18 protein-coding genes are annotated in these 17,232 nt (G+C 67.0%); 4 read left to right on the forward strand and 14 right to left on the reverse strand.

Going from position 1 to position 17,232, the window contains the following annotated elements; all coding sequences use genetic code 11:
* Positions 1–67: 67 nt before the first annotated feature.
* Positions 68–709 (forward strand): hypothetical protein, encoded by a 642-nt coding sequence (locus tag C5E07_RS14905; protein ID WP_104300316.1) that lies wholly within the window; start codon positions 68–70, stop codon positions 707–709.
* A 21-nt stretch (positions 710–730) separates the two neighbouring features.
* On the opposite strand, the gene C5E07_RS14910 is transcribed toward C5E07_RS14905, so the two are convergent.
* On the reverse strand, positions 731–1,093 hold the full coding sequence (locus tag C5E07_RS14910) for a DUF1048 domain-containing protein (RefSeq protein WP_104300318.1): 363 nt from the start codon (positions 1,091–1,093) through the stop codon (positions 731–733).
* A 1-nt stretch (position 1,094) separates the two neighbouring features.
* The gene (locus C5E07_RS14915; RefSeq protein ID WP_104300320.1) at positions 1,095–1,466 is read right to left on the reverse strand and encodes a PadR family transcriptional regulator; all 372 of its coding nucleotides are present in this window, start codon (positions 1,464–1,466) and stop codon (positions 1,095–1,097) included.
* 231 nt (positions 1,467–1,697) lie between these two features.
* Between C5E07_RS14915 and C5E07_RS14920 the strand changes: the two genes are divergently transcribed.
* On the forward strand, positions 1,698–2,234 hold the full coding sequence (locus C5E07_RS14920) for a PadR family transcriptional regulator (protein WP_228496668.1): 537 nt from the start codon (positions 1,698–1,700) through the stop codon (positions 2,232–2,234).
* 155 nt (positions 2,235–2,389) lie between these two features.
* On the forward strand, positions 2,390–4,081 hold the full coding sequence (locus C5E07_RS14925; RefSeq protein WP_258063993.1) for an AarF/ABC1/UbiB kinase family protein: 1,692 nt from the start codon (positions 2,390–2,392) through the stop codon (positions 4,079–4,081).
* On the opposite strand, the gene C5E07_RS14930 is transcribed toward C5E07_RS14925, so the two are convergent.
* The 11 genes from C5E07_RS14930 to rpsF form a co-directional block, all read right to left on the reverse strand.
* Positions 4,078–4,680, reverse strand: a complete 603-nt coding sequence (locus C5E07_RS14930; protein ID WP_104300322.1) for a YdeI/OmpD-associated family protein — start codon at positions 4,678–4,680, stop codon at positions 4,078–4,080. The genes C5E07_RS14925 and C5E07_RS14930 overlap by 4 nt on opposite strands.
* Before the next feature lie 75 nt (positions 4,681–4,755).
* Positions 4,756–6,600: a Na+/H+ antiporter NhaA gene (nhaA, locus tag C5E07_RS14935; protein ID WP_258063978.1), complete on the reverse strand. Its 1,845-nt coding sequence runs from the start codon at positions 6,598–6,600 to the stop codon at positions 4,756–4,758.
* A 131-nt stretch (positions 6,601–6,731) separates the two neighbouring features.
* On the reverse strand, positions 6,732–7,490 hold the full coding sequence (locus C5E07_RS14940) for a S9 family peptidase (protein ID WP_146080617.1): 759 nt from the start codon (positions 7,488–7,490) through the stop codon (positions 6,732–6,734).
* 10 nt (positions 7,491–7,500) lie between these two features.
* Positions 7,501–7,980, reverse strand: coding sequence for a cupin domain-containing protein (locus tag C5E07_RS14945; protein WP_104300328.1), 480 nt, complete (start codon positions 7,978–7,980; stop codon positions 7,501–7,503).
* A gap of 71 nt (positions 7,981–8,051) precedes the next feature.
* Positions 8,052–8,276 (reverse strand): hypothetical protein, encoded by a 225-nt coding sequence (locus C5E07_RS14950; protein WP_104300330.1) that lies wholly within the window; start codon positions 8,274–8,276, stop codon positions 8,052–8,054.
* A 251-nt stretch (positions 8,277–8,527) separates the two neighbouring features.
* Positions 8,528–9,913, reverse strand: a complete 1,386-nt coding sequence (gene dnaB / locus C5E07_RS14960; protein ID WP_104243995.1) for a replicative DNA helicase — start codon at positions 9,911–9,913, stop codon at positions 8,528–8,530.
* Positions 9,914–10,266: 353 nt separating this feature from the next.
* Positions 10,267–11,835 (reverse strand): polyprenol phosphomannose-dependent alpha 1,6 mannosyltransferase MptB, encoded by a 1,569-nt coding sequence (mptB, locus tag C5E07_RS14965; protein ID WP_146080618.1) that lies wholly within the window; start codon positions 11,833–11,835, stop codon positions 10,267–10,269.
* Positions 11,836–12,055: 220 nt separating this feature from the next.
* On the reverse strand, positions 12,056–12,508 hold the full coding sequence (gene rplI / locus C5E07_RS14970; RefSeq protein ID WP_104243999.1) for a 50S ribosomal protein L9: 453 nt from the start codon (positions 12,506–12,508) through the stop codon (positions 12,056–12,058).
* Between the two features lie 12 nt (positions 12,509–12,520).
* Positions 12,521–12,781 (reverse strand): 30S ribosomal protein S18, encoded by a 261-nt coding sequence (gene rpsR / locus C5E07_RS14975; RefSeq protein ID WP_068482210.1) that lies wholly within the window; start codon positions 12,779–12,781, stop codon positions 12,521–12,523.
* 38 nt (positions 12,782–12,819) lie between these two features.
* Entirely contained in the window at positions 12,820–13,416 is a 597-nt protein-coding gene (locus C5E07_RS14980; protein WP_104244001.1) for a single-stranded DNA-binding protein, read from the reverse strand.
* Between the two features lie 2 nt (positions 13,417–13,418).
* Positions 13,419–13,808, reverse strand: coding sequence for a 30S ribosomal protein S6 (rpsF, locus tag C5E07_RS14985; protein ID WP_104244003.1), 390 nt, complete (start codon positions 13,806–13,808; stop codon positions 13,419–13,421).
* 227 nt (positions 13,809–14,035) lie between these two features.
* Here rpsF and C5E07_RS14990 point away from each other — a divergent pair, with 227 nt between their 5' ends.
* Positions 14,036–15,475: a DUF308 domain-containing protein gene (locus C5E07_RS14990; RefSeq protein WP_104300334.1), complete on the forward strand. Its 1,440-nt coding sequence runs from the start codon at positions 14,036–14,038 to the stop codon at positions 15,473–15,475.
* Positions 15,476–15,732: 257 nt separating this feature from the next.
* Here C5E07_RS14990 and C5E07_RS14995 read toward each other — a convergent pair whose 3' ends face one another.
* Complete coding sequence (locus C5E07_RS14995) at positions 15,733–17,163, reverse strand: CCA tRNA nucleotidyltransferase (protein ID WP_104300336.1); 1,431 nt, start codon at positions 17,161–17,163, stop codon at positions 15,733–15,735.
* Between the last annotated feature and the right edge of the window lie 69 nt (positions 17,164–17,232).

A 17,232-nucleotide genomic window follows, 5' to 3' on the forward strand; every position in this document is an offset into this window, starting at 1 on the left:
AACGACGCAGCGCGAAAAAGCGACAGCAGAAGCGCGACGGGAACCGACACTGACCGCCACCCTGCAGATGACCGCGCGACGGATTCTGAGGGGCCCGGCCTGGAGCGCACCTGTCGTTGCGGCCGCGGTCGCCCCGACTGCTCCCCCCGAGTACCCCTGCCTCGGAAACTCCACCTCACGCTCGGCGTGGAAGATCGACGCCGGCCCGCTCACGGGTGCGTTCGTCGAGGGCTCGGGCACAAACGGCTTCGAGAGCCCGACGGGCATCACCCTGGTCTCCGGGATGGACGCCGCTGGCACGGCTGCTCCCGCCACCTGGAGTGCGAGCTACGCCTTCCCGGTGACCCCTGGCCGCACGTACACCTTCACCACCCGGGCGTGCGCGACCCGCCGCTCGTCTGCAGCGGGGTCGAGCCGCCCCGCGGCGGTCGCCGTGGAGGTCGTCGACGGGAGGGGGACGATGATCGAATCCCTCGCAGTGCTCTCCACGGCATCCGCCGATCCGGCGCCGACACAGACGCTTCCGGTCACGCAGAGCGCAGACCCGAAGATGACCCCGATCACGTTCGCCCACCACTCCGGAGGCGCGGCTGGAATGGTCACGCTGCGACTGCTCTTCTCGAAGGCGATCGCTCCAAGCGACCTGATGGCGAACGACGACCTCAGAATCGAGCTCCCCACCGTCACCTGCACGTTCCCGCCCGCCTGAGACCGTCGGTGGGGGGGCTGACTACTGCCCTCGCTCCGCTTCTTCGACGGCCGTGACCAGGCGTGCGCGCTCCTTGTCGATCCACTGCTTCCCTGAGTACGACTGCCCGAACGTCTCGGCGAAGTCGACCGGGTCGCTGCCCACGATGTCGCGGACAGGCGCGTCATCGGCCACGGCCCGCTCCCAGAGGTCGGCGAGATCAGCGTTCATGCGCACCATCGACTCGCCATCGACGACGCCACTGGAGTACATGAGGTAGCGCTGGACGGCCTTCGCGACCCTGCTGTAGGGCTCCGGCAGCGCATCCAGCCGGGCCTGTGCCTCCTTGTACTGCTTCTTCTCCTCGAATGAGCCCGTGAGCGATTCGATCCACTTGGCGGCCATGTCAGTTGCCTCTCTCGATGTCTGTGCTGGTTGCAGCGGATGGTGCGGTGATGGTGCCTCGGAGCTGCTCGAGGCGTTCGACGAGGAAGCCCCACGTGCGCCAGAACTCCGCGAGGTACTCGGTGCCCGCAGCGTTGATCGTGTAGACCTTCCGCGGCGGGCCCTTCTCGGACGGGACTTTCTCGACGTCGACGAGGCCTTTCTGCTCGATGCGCACGAGGAGCGCGTAGACCGTTCCCTCGGCGATGTCGACGAAGCCCTGCTCGCGGAGCCAGCTCGTGATCTCGTACCCATAGGCGGAGCGCTTCGCGAGGATCGCGAGCACGATGCCTTCGAGCGTGCCCTTGAGCATCTCGGATGCCTGCCTGCCCATCGGCCACCTTCTCTACTCAGTATCAATGAATACCGGTACAAAGTAACACCGAGTACTGGTACTTAGCAACAAAGACAAGTGATTGTCTGTCAACACTCAGAGCCACCCGGAATGCACAGCTTCGCCGACATTCACCGATGTATCGTCGGGTGTCGTCAGGTATCGCCAATCCGCGCATCCACCCGGTCGACACGATCGCCACCGGATGCTCGGCACTCGAAAGGAATGCACATGGTCGCTCAGCACACCCCAGGCGGACTCGGCTTCGGCCTCCGCGAAGCCGTCGATGAGATCCGCGAGACCTTCGCCTCGCGACCGACCACTGCTCGAGCCGGCCGCGGAGACGTCAGGACCGCCCTCCTCGTCGCGCTCCTCGAGGGCCCACAGCACGGCTACCAGCTGATCCAGGCCATCGAAGCCCGCACGAGTGGCGCTTGGAAGCCCAGCCCCGGCTCGGTCTACCCCACACTCCAGCTGCTCTCCGACGAGGGCCTCGTCGTGCCCGAGGTCACCGGCGAGCGCAAGGTCTACGCGCTCACCGAAGAAGGCCGCGCCGTCGCGGTGGATGCCTCAGCCGGAGAGCTCCCCTGGGAGTCGCCTGCCGCCCGCCGCGCCGAGCGCGCAGCGACCCTCCCGAAGGCCGGCGCTCGCCTCGCCCAGGCCGTCGTCCAGGTGCAGAGCAGCGCCACCCCCGACCAGGCCGAACGGGCCGCAGCACTGCTCGACGAGACACGGCGCAAGCTGTACTCGATCCTCGCCGAGGACTGAACGTGACCGATGGCCCCGGCCTCACGGAGGAGCTGGCCGCCGAGAGCAGACTGACCGCAGCCGCGGCGCAGGCGCGAGCCGTCACCCGGCCCGGTGCCGTCCGCAGCAGCGATACGAAGCTCTCGGCGGAAGGCCGTGCCAGGTACCGCAGGATCGTGCGGTTCGCGCAGCGTGCGATGGTGCAGATCTGGTGGTTCGAGATCTTCCTGCCCCGCATCCGTCTCGGGAAGCTCGCGGAACGCGGACGCACGGCGCGCATGCAGCGCCTCGCCCGCCGCTTCCACGCCCTCGCGGTCGAGCTCGGCGGGCTCATGATCAAGGTGGGCCAGTTCCTGTCGTCGCGCCTCGACGTGCTGCCACCGGAGATCACCGCGGAGCTCGAGGGGCTGCAGGATGAGGTGCCCGCGGTCGCGTTCCCGGCCATCCGCGCACAGGCCGAGGCTGAGCTCGGCATGCCGCTCGGACAGGCCTACGCGAGCTTCGACGAGACTCCGATCGCCGCCGCCTCCTTCGGGCAGGCGCACCGCGCTGTGCTCACCCCCGCGCTCGCCGAGGAGACCGGCTACTCCAACGTCGTCGTGAAGGTGCAGCGGCCCGGCATCGAGGACCTCGTGGAGACCGACCTCCGCGCACTGCGCCGCGTCGGCCAGCTCCTCAAGCGAGTCGAGCTCGTCTCGAAGCGTGCTGACGCCCCCGCCCTCGTCGAGGAGTTCGCCGCGACGAGCCTCGAAGAGATCGACTACATCCACGAGGGCACGAGCGCCGAGCGATTCGCCGCCGACTTCGAGACCGACCCGCGCGTGGGGGCCGCCCAGGTCGTGTGGGAGCGCACCGCGTCGCGCATCCTCACCCTCTCCGACGTCACCGCGATCAAGATCACCGACGTGGATGCCCTGCGCGCGGCGGGCATCGACCCCGTCGAGGTCGCAAACGAACTGGCGAGGGCCACGTTCCAGCAGCTGTTCGTCGCCGGGTTCTTCCACGCCGACCCGCACCCCGGCAACATCTTCGTCACGCCCTTGGCCACACCGAGACAGCCCGCCCCGACGGACGCCGATGCCGAGGGCGGCCCCGAGACGCTCGCGCCCGTCACGTGGGAGCTGACCTACATCGACTTCGGCATGATGGGCGTCATCTCCGACACCCTCCGCGCGAGCCTCCGCCAGCTGATCTTCGCGATCGTCTCTCGCGACGGGCCAGGGCTCGTGCGGTCGATGCGCAGCGTCGGCGTGCTCCTCCCTGCCGGTGACACCATCGAGCTCGAGCAGGCGATGACCGAGCTCTTCGGCCGCTTCGGAGGGATGGGCGTCGCCGAGCTGCAACGCGTCGACCCTGCCGAGCTCGGCGACTTCGCCGACCGCTTCCGCGACACCATCCGCGAGATGCCGTTCCAGCTGCCCGAGAACTTCCTGCTCATCATCCGAGCGATCTCGCTCGTCTCCGGCGTGACCTCGGCGCTCGACAAGGACTTCAACATGTGGGAGGCGGTCGACCCGTTCGCCCGCACCCTCACCCGCGACGAGGGCGGCAACACGGTGCAGGCCGTCGCCAAGCAGGCGATCTCCGCGCTGGCGACCGCAGTCACCCTCCCCGGTCGACTCGATGCGCTCACCACTCGCCTCGAGGCCGGCCAGCTCAAGGTGCAGACGCCCAGCGTCGACCGGCATATGCGCTCACTCGAGCGGATGCTGCGCGGGGTCGTCTCGGCGATCGTGTTCGCCGCCCTGCTCATCGCCGGTGTGCTCCTGCTGCCGCAGCTCGCCCCGCTCGGGATCGTGCTCATGAGCGTCTCGGTCGTGCCGCTGCTGCTCGCCGCAGGAGCGGTCTTCGGTCGGCGTCGGGGCTAGACCGCGAGCTTGCCGCTCTTCGACAGCTCAGGGTCGGTGCACGAGGAGAGGTCGAAGCAGCACGGGCGGCGCTTGCCCGCCTCGAGCTTCGAGAGGCCGACCTCGACGCGACGCAGACGCGTCTGCGGGTTGCGGGTCGCGTTGATCCATCGCACCCACTCCCACCTCGCCATCGGCGTGATGTCGTTCCAGGTGGCGGCGGATTCGGGTGCCTCCGCGAGCGCGGCGGCGAAGTCCTCGGGAACGACCGGCTCTGGCCAGTCGCCTCGAGGTCGCAGCTCGACCGCCACGGCATCGCCGGCCCCGATACCCGCACCGAGCGCGGCCGCGACGTCCAGCCAGTGACCCCGGAACCCGTCGGGTTCGATGACGGAGTCGAAGGGGCTAGCCGTCTCCGCGCCATCCGGCCGGATCGAACCGGTCACGGCAACCTGGCCGCGGGACGGCAGCATCCTGCTCGCGTCGTCCGGGAACCGGACGATGAACCGCTCGCCCGAATCGCCGACGACCGGGGCGGCGATGACGCGTGCCTCGAATCGCACAGCGTCGGTGTCCGGTGCCGCACTCTCCTCGACGAGAGCACTCTTCGTGTCAGCCATGAGGAGATCGTACGGCCCGTCGCCTCGTGCCGGGGATGCCAATGCCCATCTGCCTCGAGCATCTCGGGCATGGCGCTACGAACGGCGGCGGATGGCAGCTTCCTTGCGCTGCGCCTCGATCGTCGCGATGAGCGTGCGCGCGTCATGTGCACCGCTGTGGCGCGTCTCGCCGAGGAAGAACGTGGGAGTGCCGCGCGCACCGCTATCGATGGCGCTCTGCATGTCGTCGCGGATGCGCCTCGGCAGCTCGTCGTCGAGCATGTCGAGGTCGAACCGGTCGAGGTCGAGCCCGATCTCCTCCGCGTAGCCGCGCAAGAACTGCACGTCGAGACGCTCCTGGTTCGCGAAGAGCAGGTTGTGCATCTCCCAGAACTTCCCCTGGTTCGCGGCGGCCTCGGCGGCGATCGCGGCCTGGAAGGCGTGCGGGTGGTAGTCCTCGAGCGGCAGGTGGCGCACCACGTAGCGCGCCCCTCCGTCGGTGAAGTACTCGCCGAGGTCCTGCCACATGCCGGTCGCTCGCGCGCAGAACGGGCATTCGAAGTCGAGGTACTCGACGATCGTGACCGGCGCGTCCGGGTCGCCGAGGAGGTGGTCGCGCTCGGGGTCGACGGGGCGCGACAGCTTCGTCGGCAGGTCGGCCGTCGTCTCGTTCATCTTGACGCGCGCGAACGTGAAGGTGAGCCAGCCGAGCACCCAGGAGAGCACCATGGCGATGAACACGCCCACGATGGCCTGCCCGGCGACTTCGCCCTCGAGCGCCAGCGAGATGATGAGCAGCGACATCGTGAAGCCGATGCCGCTGAGCGCGGCGCCGCCGAAGACGCTGCCCATGCCGACGCCCTGCGGGAGTGTGCCGAGGCCAGCACGCACGGCGATCCAGCTGCCGAGGGCGATGCCGCCGAACTTGCCGAGGACAAGACCTGCGACGACACCCCACGTGACCGGGGAGGTGAGCGCATCGCCGAGCATCCCGCCCCGCAGGTCGACCCCCGCGTTCGCGAGCGCGAAGACCGGCACGATGAAGAGCGCGACGGGGCTGAGCAGCACCTCGTGGAGCCGTTCGTTGACGGAGATCGACTTGGCGAGGCCGAGCCGCACGTTGCGGGCAGCATCGGCGCGAGGTGACTGCCAGAAGTCGCGGAAGAGCCGCTTCGCCCGCACCACGTCCTCCCGGTCTGGGTCAGAGGCCGGGATGAGCAGCCCAGCGGCCATTCCGGCGAGTGACGGATGCACACCGGAGAGCAGCGTCGCGGCCCACAGCACGACGATGACGACGATGTACGGACTGCTACGCCACTCGTTCGCGCGGGCCAGGAGGAACAGGAAGACGAGGCAGACGACGGCGATGCCGAGGGGCATCCACTGCACGGACTCCGTGTAGACGATGCCGATGATGGCGACGGCGAGGAAGTCGTCGACGACGGTGAGGGTCAGCAGGAAGACGCGCAGCTGACTCGACATCTTCGGACCGACCAGCGCAAGCGCGCCCAGGAGGAACGCCGTGTCCGTGCCGATGACGGCTCCCCACGCTTCCGGGGCGTCCCGCCCGGCGATGGCGAGGTAGATGAGCGCTGGGAGAGCGACTCCGGCGAGGCCCGCGACGATAATAGGCACAAGAGCCTGGCGCCGGTCACGCAGCGAGCCGACCGCGAGCTCTTGTCGCACCTCCAGACCGATGAGGAAGAAGAAGATGACCATGAAGCCGTCGTTCACCCAGTGGTGCAGGCTCATGTCGATGCGGAAATCGCCGATGCCGATGGCGGCGTGGGTCTCCCACAGCTGCACGTACGACTCAGACCAGGGCGAGTTCGCCCAGAGCAGCGCGAACACCGCGACGCCGACGAGCAGGAGGGCGCTTCCCGACTCGGTGCGCAGACGGTCCGCGACGAGACGGACCCAATCCTGTTTCTGCTGGCCCAATGGCTTCCCCTCCACGACGGCGGGGTCTGTGCTCAGACTTCTCGCCGGATGGAAGCATACGTCCCAGCGGAGACGCGCGGGGTCGTCAGGCAGGTCCTGTCAATCCCTCCTTGGCGTCAAGGTCGACTGCCTCAGGTGTGGCGCGCGAATGCGAACGCGTCGAGCCAGGCATGCACGTCTGGCCAGTGCGGCGCATCCGGCGCGATCGCGACGCGATGCTCAAGGGTCGCGGGCTCGATGAGCTCGACGTCGGCGCCAGCCTGCCTGGCGGCGGCAACGTAGGCGCGGGTGTGCTCGACCGGCACACGCTCGTCATCGACTCCGTGCACAAGCAGCGCCCGTGCCTGCAGAGGCAAATGCTCGATCGGTGACGCCGACGCGTAGACCTCCGGGGCTTGGGAGGGCGCCACGCGGAAGAACTCCGAGACGGCTCCGTCGCCGTTGCCCTCTTCGTAGCCGCGCGCGAGGTCAGTGACGGGCGCGAGCGCCACGACCGCGTCGCCTGGTTCTCCGCCGAGCAGTGCGAGCTGACCGCCAACCGAGTGCCCGACGATCACGAGCCGCGCATCCGGCGTCAACCGGGACGCCTCGCTGCGCGCCGCCGAGAGGCCACGCGAGAGGTCCCCGCGCGTCGCCGACCATCCATCGTCGCCCCGCCGGTACTCGAGATTCGCCACGGACCAGCCGCGTCGGGTGAATTCCGGCACCAGCGGGAGCATGAGCTCGTCGGTGAACTGCGATCGCCAATACCCACCGTGGATGAGCACGGCGAGCCCGCGCACGGAGCCGGAAGCCGCCCAGAACGTCAGATGCTGATCTGCGTCCGACCCGTATGTCTCGCGCCTCGCCTCAGGGTCGCCCGGCATGCCCCGGACGCTCGCATCCGTCACGTGCGCCGCCTCACGCGCCTTCCACGGCACCCTCTGGCAGGAAGTCGACGCCGTTCAGGGCTGAGAGACGCACGACCTCGGCCGGGTCGGTCACGTTGTGCAGCAGACTGAAGAGGTTCGCCAGCTGGCCGCCTGGGCTCACCCAGAAGAGCGACTTCGCTGCCTCGTCCTGCTTGTTGTAGTAAGCGTGCGGGATACCCTTCGGCATCTGCACGAGGTCGCCCGGGCCGGCCGAGGTCCACTGGCCGTCGAGGTAGAGGGTGTAGATCCCCTCGAACACGTAGATGAACTCGTCCTGGGTGGGGTGCACGTGCGGCGGCACCCCGGTTCCCGCCGGGTCGAGCGAGAGCCATGAGTAGGTCGAGGCGCTCTCTGCCTTCGTGATGTAGGTGTGGCCGAGCACATTCCAGACACGGCCGGCCACGGCCTCGTCGGCTCGGACGATACCTGCGGGCAGGTCGCCCAGAACGATCTCTTCAGAACTCACCATTGGGTTCCTCCAGTTGGGGTCGGTGCGCTCAGTCTGGCAGATGCCTCGCCGCCTCGGCGATCGCGTTCGGGCTACTTTCTGGCCTGCTGGCGGATCGCGAGGACGCCGGTCGTCCAGGCCGTGGCGATCGCGGCGCATCCGCTGCTGCCGGCGATGATCATGGGCGCAGAGCTGGCCATGACCCCTGCAACCAGCATGACGAGCACTGCGAGCAGCAGAACGCTCATCGCGATCGTGAGGATGCGTATCGATCGGCGCTGCTTCATGCTGGCCGGCTGCGTCGCGTCAGCGTTCATGATCTCTCCCTTGTCCTTGTCACCGCGAGTGGGTGCTGCATTCAAGGTACGAAGCACAGGAGCCTCGGCGCTTCGGCCGCGGGGCTGAACTCGATAGCCGGAGGGATGAGACCGACGAGCTCGTGGTGCGGATACGAGCTTCGCGCTCCATCCGCTTCTCGTGCCGCTCGCGTCCCTTGACCGCCTCCGTCTCGCGATTCTCCGGCGGCGCGTTGGTGACGACGTCGTCGAGGAGGCGCGGCCGGATTCGCCTACTGCCCCGTCGCGTAGCCGGGTGCCATGTCCATAAAGCGAGAGAAGTGCCCCTGGAAGGTGACGGTGATCGTGTCGGTCGGGCCGTTGCGGTGCTTGGCGAGGATGAAGTCGGCCTCACCGCCGCGTGGGCTCTCCCGGTCGTACGCACCTTCGCGGTGGAGCAGGATGATCATGTCGGCGTCCTGCTCGAGCGATCCGGACTCACGGAGGTCGCTCGCCGCCGGACGCTTGTCTGCACGCTGCTCGGGACCACGGTTCAGCTGCGACAGCGCGATGACGGGAACGTCGAGCTCCTTCGCGAGCAGCTTCAGCGCACGCGAGAACTCCGACACTTCCTGCTGGCGGCTCTCGACGCGCTTGCCGCTTGTCATGAGCTGCAGGTAGTCGATGACGACGAGCGACAGCCCGACCTTCTGCTTGAGCCTGCGGCACTTCGCGCGGATCTCGACGAGCGTCATGTTCGGGCTGTCGTCGATGTAGAGCGGGGCGTCGGAGATGTCCCCCTGCGTGCGGGCGATCTGCGTCAGATCTTCCTGCGTGAGGCCGCCAGCACGCATGTGCTGCAGTCGCACGCTCGCCTCTGCCGAGATCAGGCGCATGGCGATCTCGCTCTTGCCCATCTCGAGGCTGAAGAAGATCGAGGCCTTGCCGTGCGTGATGGAAGCGGAGCGTGCGAAGTCGAGCGCCACCGTCGACTTTCCGAGACCAGGGCGGGCTGCGACGATGATGAGCTGGCCACCGTGGAAGCCGTTCGTGATGCGGTCGAGGTCGCTGAACCCGGTCGGCACTCCGGTCATGCCGCCGGATTTGTTCTGCGCGGCGTCGATGTCGTTCTGGGCCTCGAGGATTGCCTCCGCGAGGACGACGTAGTCCTCCTTCTCGACAGCCCCGGTGACGCCGTAGATCTCTGCCTGGGCCTGGTTGACGAGGTCGACGACCTCACCTTCCGCGAGGTAGCCCATCTGCACGATGCGGGTGCCGGCCTCGACCAGGCGCCGCAGGACGGCGCGCTCCGAGACGATCGCCGCGTAGTAGCCGGCGTTCGCTGCTGTCGGCACGATGCCGGCCAGCGTGTGCAGGTACTCGGCACCGCCGGCACGCGAGAGCTCACCCGACTTCGTGAGGTGGTCGGTGACGGTGATGACATCCGTGGGCTCACCGGCGGCGTAGAGCGCATGGATGGAGTCGAAGATGATCTCGTGCTTCGGCACGTAGAAGTCGATGCCGCGCACGGCCTCGACGACGTCGGCGACCGCGTCCTTCGAGAGGAGCATGCCGCCGATGGCGGACTGCTCGGCGAGCAGGTCGTGGGGAGGCGTGCGAACCCCGTCGTGCGTCTCCCGCTCACCCTGAGATGAGGAACCGAGATGCGCGATCGACACGGATGCTCCTGACTTCGCTCGAATGCCGGTGAGAGATTTGACCACAGTAGTCCCCAGCTCCCCAGCCGAGCGAACCATCGCCGGCGTGCCTGTGGATAACTCTGTGTGTAACTGTGGAGACGCGCCGGGCGATGTGTGGAAACTCTGTGGATAATATCGGGGATTATCCGAGAGACTCAGGCATGAAAGGTGCTTTTACCTGGGTTTTTGTGTTCTTATCTCGCTGTGGACAACCGGTGTGAAGCATCCATTGAAGGTTGAAACCTGCAAGCGGGACTGTGCATAACATCCGCCCGCTTCCCCACGCAAACCGGGGATATCCGGGCGTTTTCCACAACCTCGCGAGCGTGCGCTCAGCGCTGCGTGTGAGCGCGCTCCCGCAGCTTCCGCTGCCGTCTCGCACTCCAGCGATCGACGAGCACCTGCCCGTATGGAACGGCGATGACCACCGCCCGCCCCGACACGTTGCTCGACCGCCACCACCAGACGAGCACCGACAGCGCGAACAGGACCGTGATGCTGGCCACCGCGAGGCGCGTGTACGGCCCCTCGAAGAACGAGTCGGTCGGCTCAGCGAGCGTCACCGTCGTGAAGAAGATGGTCACCAGCATCGCGAGGTGCTCCTGCCCCTTCCTCCACGGACCCGCGACGGCCGCGAACGGAAGGATCCACATGACGTACCAGGGGTGGATGGCAGTGGATGCGGCGACGATGACCGCCGTGCACAGCACGAGGCGCAGCAGCGGGTCGATGGGCCGCTTCGTGAGGACGACCCACGCGGCGACGAGACCGGCGATCGAGAAGGCGATGACCTTGAGGATGACCTCGAACACGAACGGGTCGAGGGTCACGAGCTCCGCGAGGCCGCGCACGGTGCCGACCATGAGCGTCAACGGGGAGTACCAGTGCTGGATCGCCCCCGGCACGGTGAGGGCCGTCACCCAGCCGAATCCCAACCCCAGCACGAGGCCGATGGCACCAACAAGTCCGATGGCGATGGCGCCGTGCAGTGTCCAGCTCTTCACCCTGTCCCACACGGGGAGTGAACTGGGCCTGCCGATGAGCGCCACGATGGGGAGGGCGATGAGCGCGATCGGCTTGATCGCCACAGCGAGCGCGATCCAGACCACTCCGAGGACACGATGCCCCTTGAGCGCCGCGAGCAGGCCGAACCCCATACCGGCGAGCATGAGGCCGTCGTTGTGCCCTGAGGCGATGAACAGGAGGAGCGTGAGGGGGTTCGCTGCGATCATCCAGGCGACGAAAGCGCGGTTGCGCCCGCGAAGTGCGGCGATCTTCAAGAAGGCCACCACCATGAGCACGGCGCCCGCGGTTGCGGCGACGCGATTCAGGAACAGGGCGTACTCGGGGATCTCTGCCCCGAGCCAGGAGAAGACGGCCGCGACGCCGAGGAACAGCGGACCGTAGGGCGACTCCGTGCTGGACCAGAAGGGATCGACGCCGAGCGAGTACCAGCCGGCGATCTCGTTGACGCCATGCTGGTACGGGTCGATCCCCGCCGCCATGAGGCGTCCGACCGCGACGTACGAGAACATGTCCCGACTGAAGACGGGGATGCAGATCAGCAGCGGCAGGGCCCAGATTACCGCCGTCCTGATCACGCGTCGCAGCGAGGCGTCGTCGTCGCGAATGCTCGGCCGGAAGCGGATCCAGGCGATGAGGAGCAGGAAGCCGCCGACGATGAGCAGCATCGTGCAGAGACGAGTCAGGTCTGGCGAGCTGCGGAAGAAGGCAATGGGGAACCACTCGCGGATACCGAGGCCGTCGCCGATCCAGCCAGCGCCGAACGATCCGACGAGGATGAACAGCGACCCGATGAAACCGAGGACCGTCGGGCTCACCGTCACCGGAAACCGGCGCGGCTCGTGCTCTGCTGCCGGTCGGTGCGTTTGGTTCGACATGTTCGTGTGTCAATCAGGAAAGGGAACGAGCTGGATGCTGGACTCCGCTGACCTTATAGCGTCCGCTCGCGCATCCACCCCAGACTGGTGCGAGCAGGCCGTGGGGTGCGACCTTGGGGCCCGACGCGGGACAGGAACGGCCCCGGACATCGAGATGTCCGGGGCCGTGCTCTGTCGATCAGCTACCGAGGTGCTGCTCGAGCGCCGAGGCGGCTACTGGCTATCGCTGGGCGATGACCTGGAGCTTGACGGTCGCAACGAGGTCGTCACGGAGGCGAACAGTCGCCTCGTGGTTGCCCGTGTACTTGATCGGGTTCGGGAACTCGACCTTGCGCTTGTCGATCTGGCCGAGGCCAGCTTCTTCGACGGCGGTCGCGACGTCGGCACCGCGAACGGAACCGAAGAGGCGGCCTTCGGCGCCCGACTTCACGTGAAGCTTGACGATGGCGGACTCGATCTTGTCCTTGAGCGCCTTCGCCTCTTCGAGGGTTGCGAGTTCGCGTGCGGCACGAGCGGAACGAATCTGCTCGACCTGCTTCTCGCTGCCACGGGACCAGCTGACTGCGTAGCCCTTGGGGACGAGGTAGTTGCGGGCGTACCCGCTCTTGACCTCGATGACGTCACCGGCTGCACCGAGGCCGGAGACCTCGTGCGTAAGAATTACCTTTGCCATGTCGACTACTCCTTAGCGGCCAGAGCCGGCGTAGGGCAGGAGCGCCATTTCACGTGCGTTCTTGACTGCACGTGCGATGAGGCGCTGCTCCTGGACGGAGACGCCGGTGATGCGACGAGCGCGAATCTTTCCGCGCTCCGAGATGAACTTGCGGAGGGTGTTGACATCCTTGTAGTCGATGACTCCGACCCGGATCTGCTTCGCGGGAGCAGCGGGCTTGCCGCCCTTCCCGCGTACACCCTTGCGGCGGTCGCCGCTTGACTTTCCAGCCATTGGGATCTTCTTTCGTTGAGTGTGTTTGCGAGCGCCCTTTAGAAGGGGGGCTCGTCAAAATCGTTCGATGCGCCGGGCGTCGCCCAGCCGGATGCGCCGTTGTCGCGGGGCTGGCCAGCAGGCTGGCCCCATGGCTCGTCCGCCGGGGCGGACTGACGTCCACCTGACGCGTTGCCGTTGCTGTTGCCGCCGCCGTTGCCACCGAAGGAACGCTGCTGGCCACCGCCGAAGCCACCCTGGCCGCCACCCTGCTGTCCGCCGGCGCCGCCGGAGGACGTGCGGGTGAGCTGCGCAGTGGCGTAGCGGAGGCTAGGACCGATCTCCTCGATCTCGAGCTCGATGGAAGTGCGCTTCTCGCCTTCCTTCGTCTCGTAGGAGCGCTGCTTGAGGCGACCCTGCGCGATGACTCGCGAGCCCTTTGAGAGGCTCGAGGCGACATGCTCCGCAAACTCACGCCAGACGCTCGCCCGAAGGAAGAGTGCCTCGCCGTCCTTCCACTCGTTCGCCTGACGGTCGAACACGCGGGGGGTGGATGCGATGGTGAAGTTCGCGACTGCGAGCCCGTTCTGCGTGTACCGCAGTTCGGGGTCAGCCGTGAGGTTGCCCACCACGGTGATGATCGTGTCGCCAGCCATGACTAGGCCTCGGTGGTCGCCGCGGGCTTCGCTGCAATAGCAGCGGCCTTGGCAGCCTTGCGAGCCTCGTCGCGCTTCGCCTCGGAGGCGACGCGAGCGATGGCCTCTTCTGCGCGGAGCACCTTGGTGCGCATGACAGCTTCGGACAGGTTCAGCTGGCGGTCGAGCTCGTTCGCCGTTGCCGAGGTCGACGTGAAGTCAACGACGGCGTAGATGCCTTCGCTCTTCTTGTTGATCTCGTAGGCGAGGCGACGACGGCCCCAGATGTCGGTCTTCTCGATGGTTCCACCGTCATTGCGAATGACGTTGAGGAACTTATCGAGGCTCGGAGCTACGGTGCGCTCGTCGATCTCTGGATCGAGGATCACCATCAACTCATACTGATGCACGATAAACCCACCTCCTTCGGTCTAGAACGGCTGCAGACGATCTGCAGCAGGAGGGTTATTGCGCGTGCCTGGGCAGTTGATCGCTCAGACAACCTGGCAAGCATAGTCGCTTCCGGCTCCTAAATGCCAGTCAATTGGAAGAACTCCCCGACTCGCGAACGAATATGCTCTTTCCAGCACAACCGGCGGCCCCCGTGGTCCGCTGAAACGCACCACTACCTAGGGGAATCATGAGCGATCCAACAGGCGGCGCGGGCGAACGCGACCCGAACGCCCCAGTGCCACAGAACTCAGCACCGCAGGAAGGCGACGCTGCGGCGTCGCAAGCTCCTCAGGCGGCGTTCGGCGACCAGCCCGGCGGAGCCGAGCAGGGCTCGAGCAACGGCTACGGCGTCGGCAGCAGCTACGGCTCGAGCGGCGACAACTACCAGGCCCCGGGCAACTACACGGCGCCTGGCGGCTCCTACGAGTCCCCGGGCTCCGCATCCGGCTACCAGGGCGGGCAGTCGTCCTACTCCGGTTCGACCGGTTCGAGCGTGCCGAGCGCATCGTCGAACTCGGGCTACTCGACCCCCAACTACGGTTCGTCGAGCGACAACTCCAGCTACGGGGCGTCGAGCGACAACTCGTACTCGTCGCCGAGCGCTGGCTCGTACACGGGGGACACCTCGTACACGGCACCCTCCGCATCCGGAAGCGACTACTCGGCTCCGAGCTACGGCAGCACTCCCGACTACTCGGCCGGAAACGGCTACGGGAACGACAGCGCACCCGGGTCCTACGGGTCAGCACCCGCACCCGACGCGTACGGGGCATCAGCGCAGAACAACGCATACGGTTCGGCTCCGGCACCCGACGCGTACGGCACGTCCGGACAGGGCAACGCCTACGGCGCCCAGTCCCAGGACCCGAACGCAGCTCCCGGCGCCTACGGAGCGGCTCCTGCCTACGGAGCAGCCGGCGGTGCTGGCGGAGGCCAGCAGCAGCAGTATGGCAACTACGCCCCGCAGGGCAAGGGCGGCTTCAACGTTCTCGGCCTGATCGCAACGATCGCGGGTGCCTTGGCTCTCTTGATCTGCCTCATTCCCTTCGCCGGGTACTTCTTGGCGATCGTGTTCGCGCTCGCCGCGATCGGCCTGGGCATCGCCGGCCTCGTCGTCAAGCGCTTCAACGCGAAGAAGCTCTTCGCAATCATCGGCGTAGCGCTTGGCGGCATCGCGCTGCTCGGCGGCTGGGCGATCACCCTGGCCACGAGCGCAGGGGTTGCGCAGGACATCTCCGACGAGGCCACGACACAGATCGATGAGCTCTCTGACGAGTCATCTGGCGAGCTGGAGATCGAACTGACCATCACCAGCACGGGCACCTCCCCGGTCGACATCACGTACAGCTACGAGAACGGCCTGGCTGGCTCGGACCGTGTTCAGGTCGACACGGAGGCGCTTGCGACAGCAGTGCCGTGGTCGGAGACCACCACGATGAAGTACGAGGCTTCGTACGGATACGACAGCACCCTCGCGTCTGTTTCCGCGAGCCACAGCGACTACAACGACCAGTCAGAGCTCTCCTGCACCCTGACGGTCAATGGAACCGTGATCGTGGAGGCGAGTAGCTCAAGCTACGTCTCCTGCTACGACTCGAACCTCTCGCAGTACGCGCTCGCCGAGTAGCTCCAGTCGCATCGACACGAACGGCCCCCTCTTCGGAGGGGGCCGTTCTGCGTTGTTTCGACAGACCAGAGTTCGCTTGGCAGACCAGCCGCGCTGAATTCCCTGCCCGTGAATCCAAACGTGCACCGTCCGTGATGGGTTTTCACGACCGGTGATGGGAAAAAACCCATCACCGTCACCGAAAGTCATCACGCGCCTCAACGGCGCCACGACGGACCGGTGCCGCTTCGGACTGGTGCCGCTTCGGAGCGGTGCCGCTACGGCCGGTTCTGCTCCCACCAGTCGAGCAGTCGCCGCTTCGCGTCGTCGTGCTCGAGCGGGCCCTCGTCGAGGCGCACCTCGAGCAGGTGCTTGTATGCCTTACCGACGAGCGGGCCGGGGGCGATGTCGAGGATCGCCATGATCTGCTCCCCATCGAGACTGGGGCGCACGGAGTCGAGCTCCTCCTTCTCCTGCAGTTCCAGGATGCGCCGCTCGAGGTCGTCGATCGCGAAGAGGAGCCGATCGGACTTCCGCTGGTTGCGTGTCGTGATGTCGGCGCGGATGAGGATGAGGAGCCGCTGCAGCTCTGGTCCGGCGTCTCGCGCGAATCGTCGCACTGCCGAGTCGGTCCAGCCCGCGCCCTCGTAGTTGAAGACCCGCATGTGGAGTTCGACGAGGCGCGCCACTGACTTGATGGTGTCGTTGTCGAACCGCAGTGACGTGAGGCGCTTGCGCGCGAGCTTCGCGCCGACGACGTCGTGGTTGTAGAAGGTGACCTTCCGCCCCTCGCCGAAGCGTCTCGTCTTGGGCTTGCCGATGTCGTGCAGCAGCGCGGCGAGGCGCAGGACGAGGTCCGAGTCCGCTCCGGGGTTGCGCTCGCGCTCGAGGCTGATGGCCTGTTCGAGCACCGTGATGGAGTGCTCGTAGACGTCCTTGTGCCGGTGCGCGTCGTCGCGTTCGAGCTGCAGCGCGGGCAGCTCCGGCAGCACGAGCTCGGCGAGCCCCGTCTCGACGAACAGCTCGAGGCCTGGCCGAGGCGTGTCCGTCTTGAGCAGCTTCACGAGCTCGTCGCGCACTCGTTCCGCTGAGATATCGAGGATGCGCCGCCGCAGCTCGACGATCGCGTCGAAGGAGTCGCGGTCGAGCTGGAAGCCGAGCTGCGAGGTGAACCGCACCGCCCGCAGCATCCGCAACGGGTCGTCGCCGAACGATACTGCAGCCTCGATGGGCGTGCGCAGGGTCGTCTCGATGAGGTCTTTCGTGCCGTCGGAGGGGTCGACGAGCGTGAGCGCCGGGAGCTGCAGGGCAAGCGCGTTGACGGTGAAGTCGCGCCGATGCAGGTCGCCGTCGATGGTGTCGCCGAACGCCACGACGGGCTTCCGGGAGGTCCCGTCGTAGCTGTCGGCGCGGTAGGTCGTGATCTCGACGGTCTCACCGGAGAACCGTGCCCCGATCGTGCCGAACTCGCGACCGATGTCCCAGTGCGCATCCGCGATCGGGGCGACGATGCGGAGGATCTCATCTGGCCGAGCGTTCGTCGTGAAGTCGAGGTCGGTGACGTCCCTCCCGAGGAAGGCATCTCGCACCGGACCGCCGACCAGGGCGAGCTCGAAGCCCGCGGCCTCGAAGGCGGAGGCGAGCTCGGCGACGGGAGACGCGGTCGCGAGTCCGCGAAGGCGTTCCATGGCGGACTGCACGTTTTGCATCCGCTCATTCTACGAGGCGAGGCGGACGGTCGGCTCGCCTCTGAGGGCGCGTTCAGCTCGCCACCTCGC

Source organism: Pseudoclavibacter sp. RFBJ3 (assembly GCF_002931375.1).
In the GTDB taxonomy this organism is placed as follows: domain Bacteria; phylum Actinomycetota; class Actinomycetes; order Actinomycetales; family Microbacteriaceae; genus Pseudoclavibacter.

Excerpts from the sequence above, each read along its gene's own strand:
- C5E07_RS14930 (WP_104300322.1), bottom strand. The coding sequence starts at position 4,680 with ATGGCTGACACGAAGAGTGCTCTCGTCGAGGAGAGTGCGGCACCGGAC.
- C5E07_RS14915 (WP_104300320.1), bottom strand. The coding sequence starts at position 1,466 with ATGGGCAGGCAGGCATCCGAGATGCTCAAGGGCACGCTCGAAGGCATC.
- C5E07_RS14980 (WP_104244001.1), bottom strand. The coding sequence starts at position 13,416 with ATGGCTGGCGACACGATCATCACCGTGGTGGGCAACCTCACGGCTGAC.
- mptB (WP_146080618.1), bottom strand. The coding sequence starts at position 11,835 with ATGTCGAACCAAACGCACCGACCGGCAGCAGAGCACGAGCCGCGCCGG.
- C5E07_RS14910 (WP_104300318.1), bottom strand. The coding sequence starts at position 1,093 with ATGGCCGCCAAGTGGATCGAATCGCTCACGGGCTCATTCGAGGAGAAG.
- C5E07_RS14995 (WP_104300336.1), bottom strand. The coding sequence starts at position 17,163 with ATGCAAAACGTGCAGTCCGCCATGGAACGCCTTCGCGGACTCGCGACC.
- rplI (WP_104243999.1), bottom strand. The coding sequence starts at position 12,508 with ATGGCAAAGGTAATTCTTACGCACGAGGTCTCCGGCCTCGGTGCAGCC.
- C5E07_RS14905 (WP_104300316.1), top strand. The coding sequence starts at position 68 with ATGACCGCGCGACGGATTCTGAGGGGCCCGGCCTGGAGCGCACCTGTC.
- C5E07_RS14950 (WP_104300330.1), bottom strand. The coding sequence starts at position 8,276 with ATGAACGCTGACGCGACGCAGCCGGCCAGCATGAAGCAGCGCCGATCG.
- rpsR (WP_068482210.1), bottom strand. The coding sequence starts at position 12,781 with ATGGCTGGAAAGTCAAGCGGCGACCGCCGCAAGGGTGTACGCGGGAAG.
- C5E07_RS14920 (WP_228496668.1), top strand. The coding sequence starts at position 1,698 with ATGGTCGCTCAGCACACCCCAGGCGGACTCGGCTTCGGCCTCCGCGAA.
- C5E07_RS14945 (WP_104300328.1), bottom strand. The coding sequence starts at position 7,980 with ATGGTGAGTTCTGAAGAGATCGTTCTGGGCGACCTGCCCGCAGGTATC.
- C5E07_RS14990 (WP_104300334.1), top strand. The coding sequence starts at position 14,036 with ATGAGCGATCCAACAGGCGGCGCGGGCGAACGCGACCCGAACGCCCCA.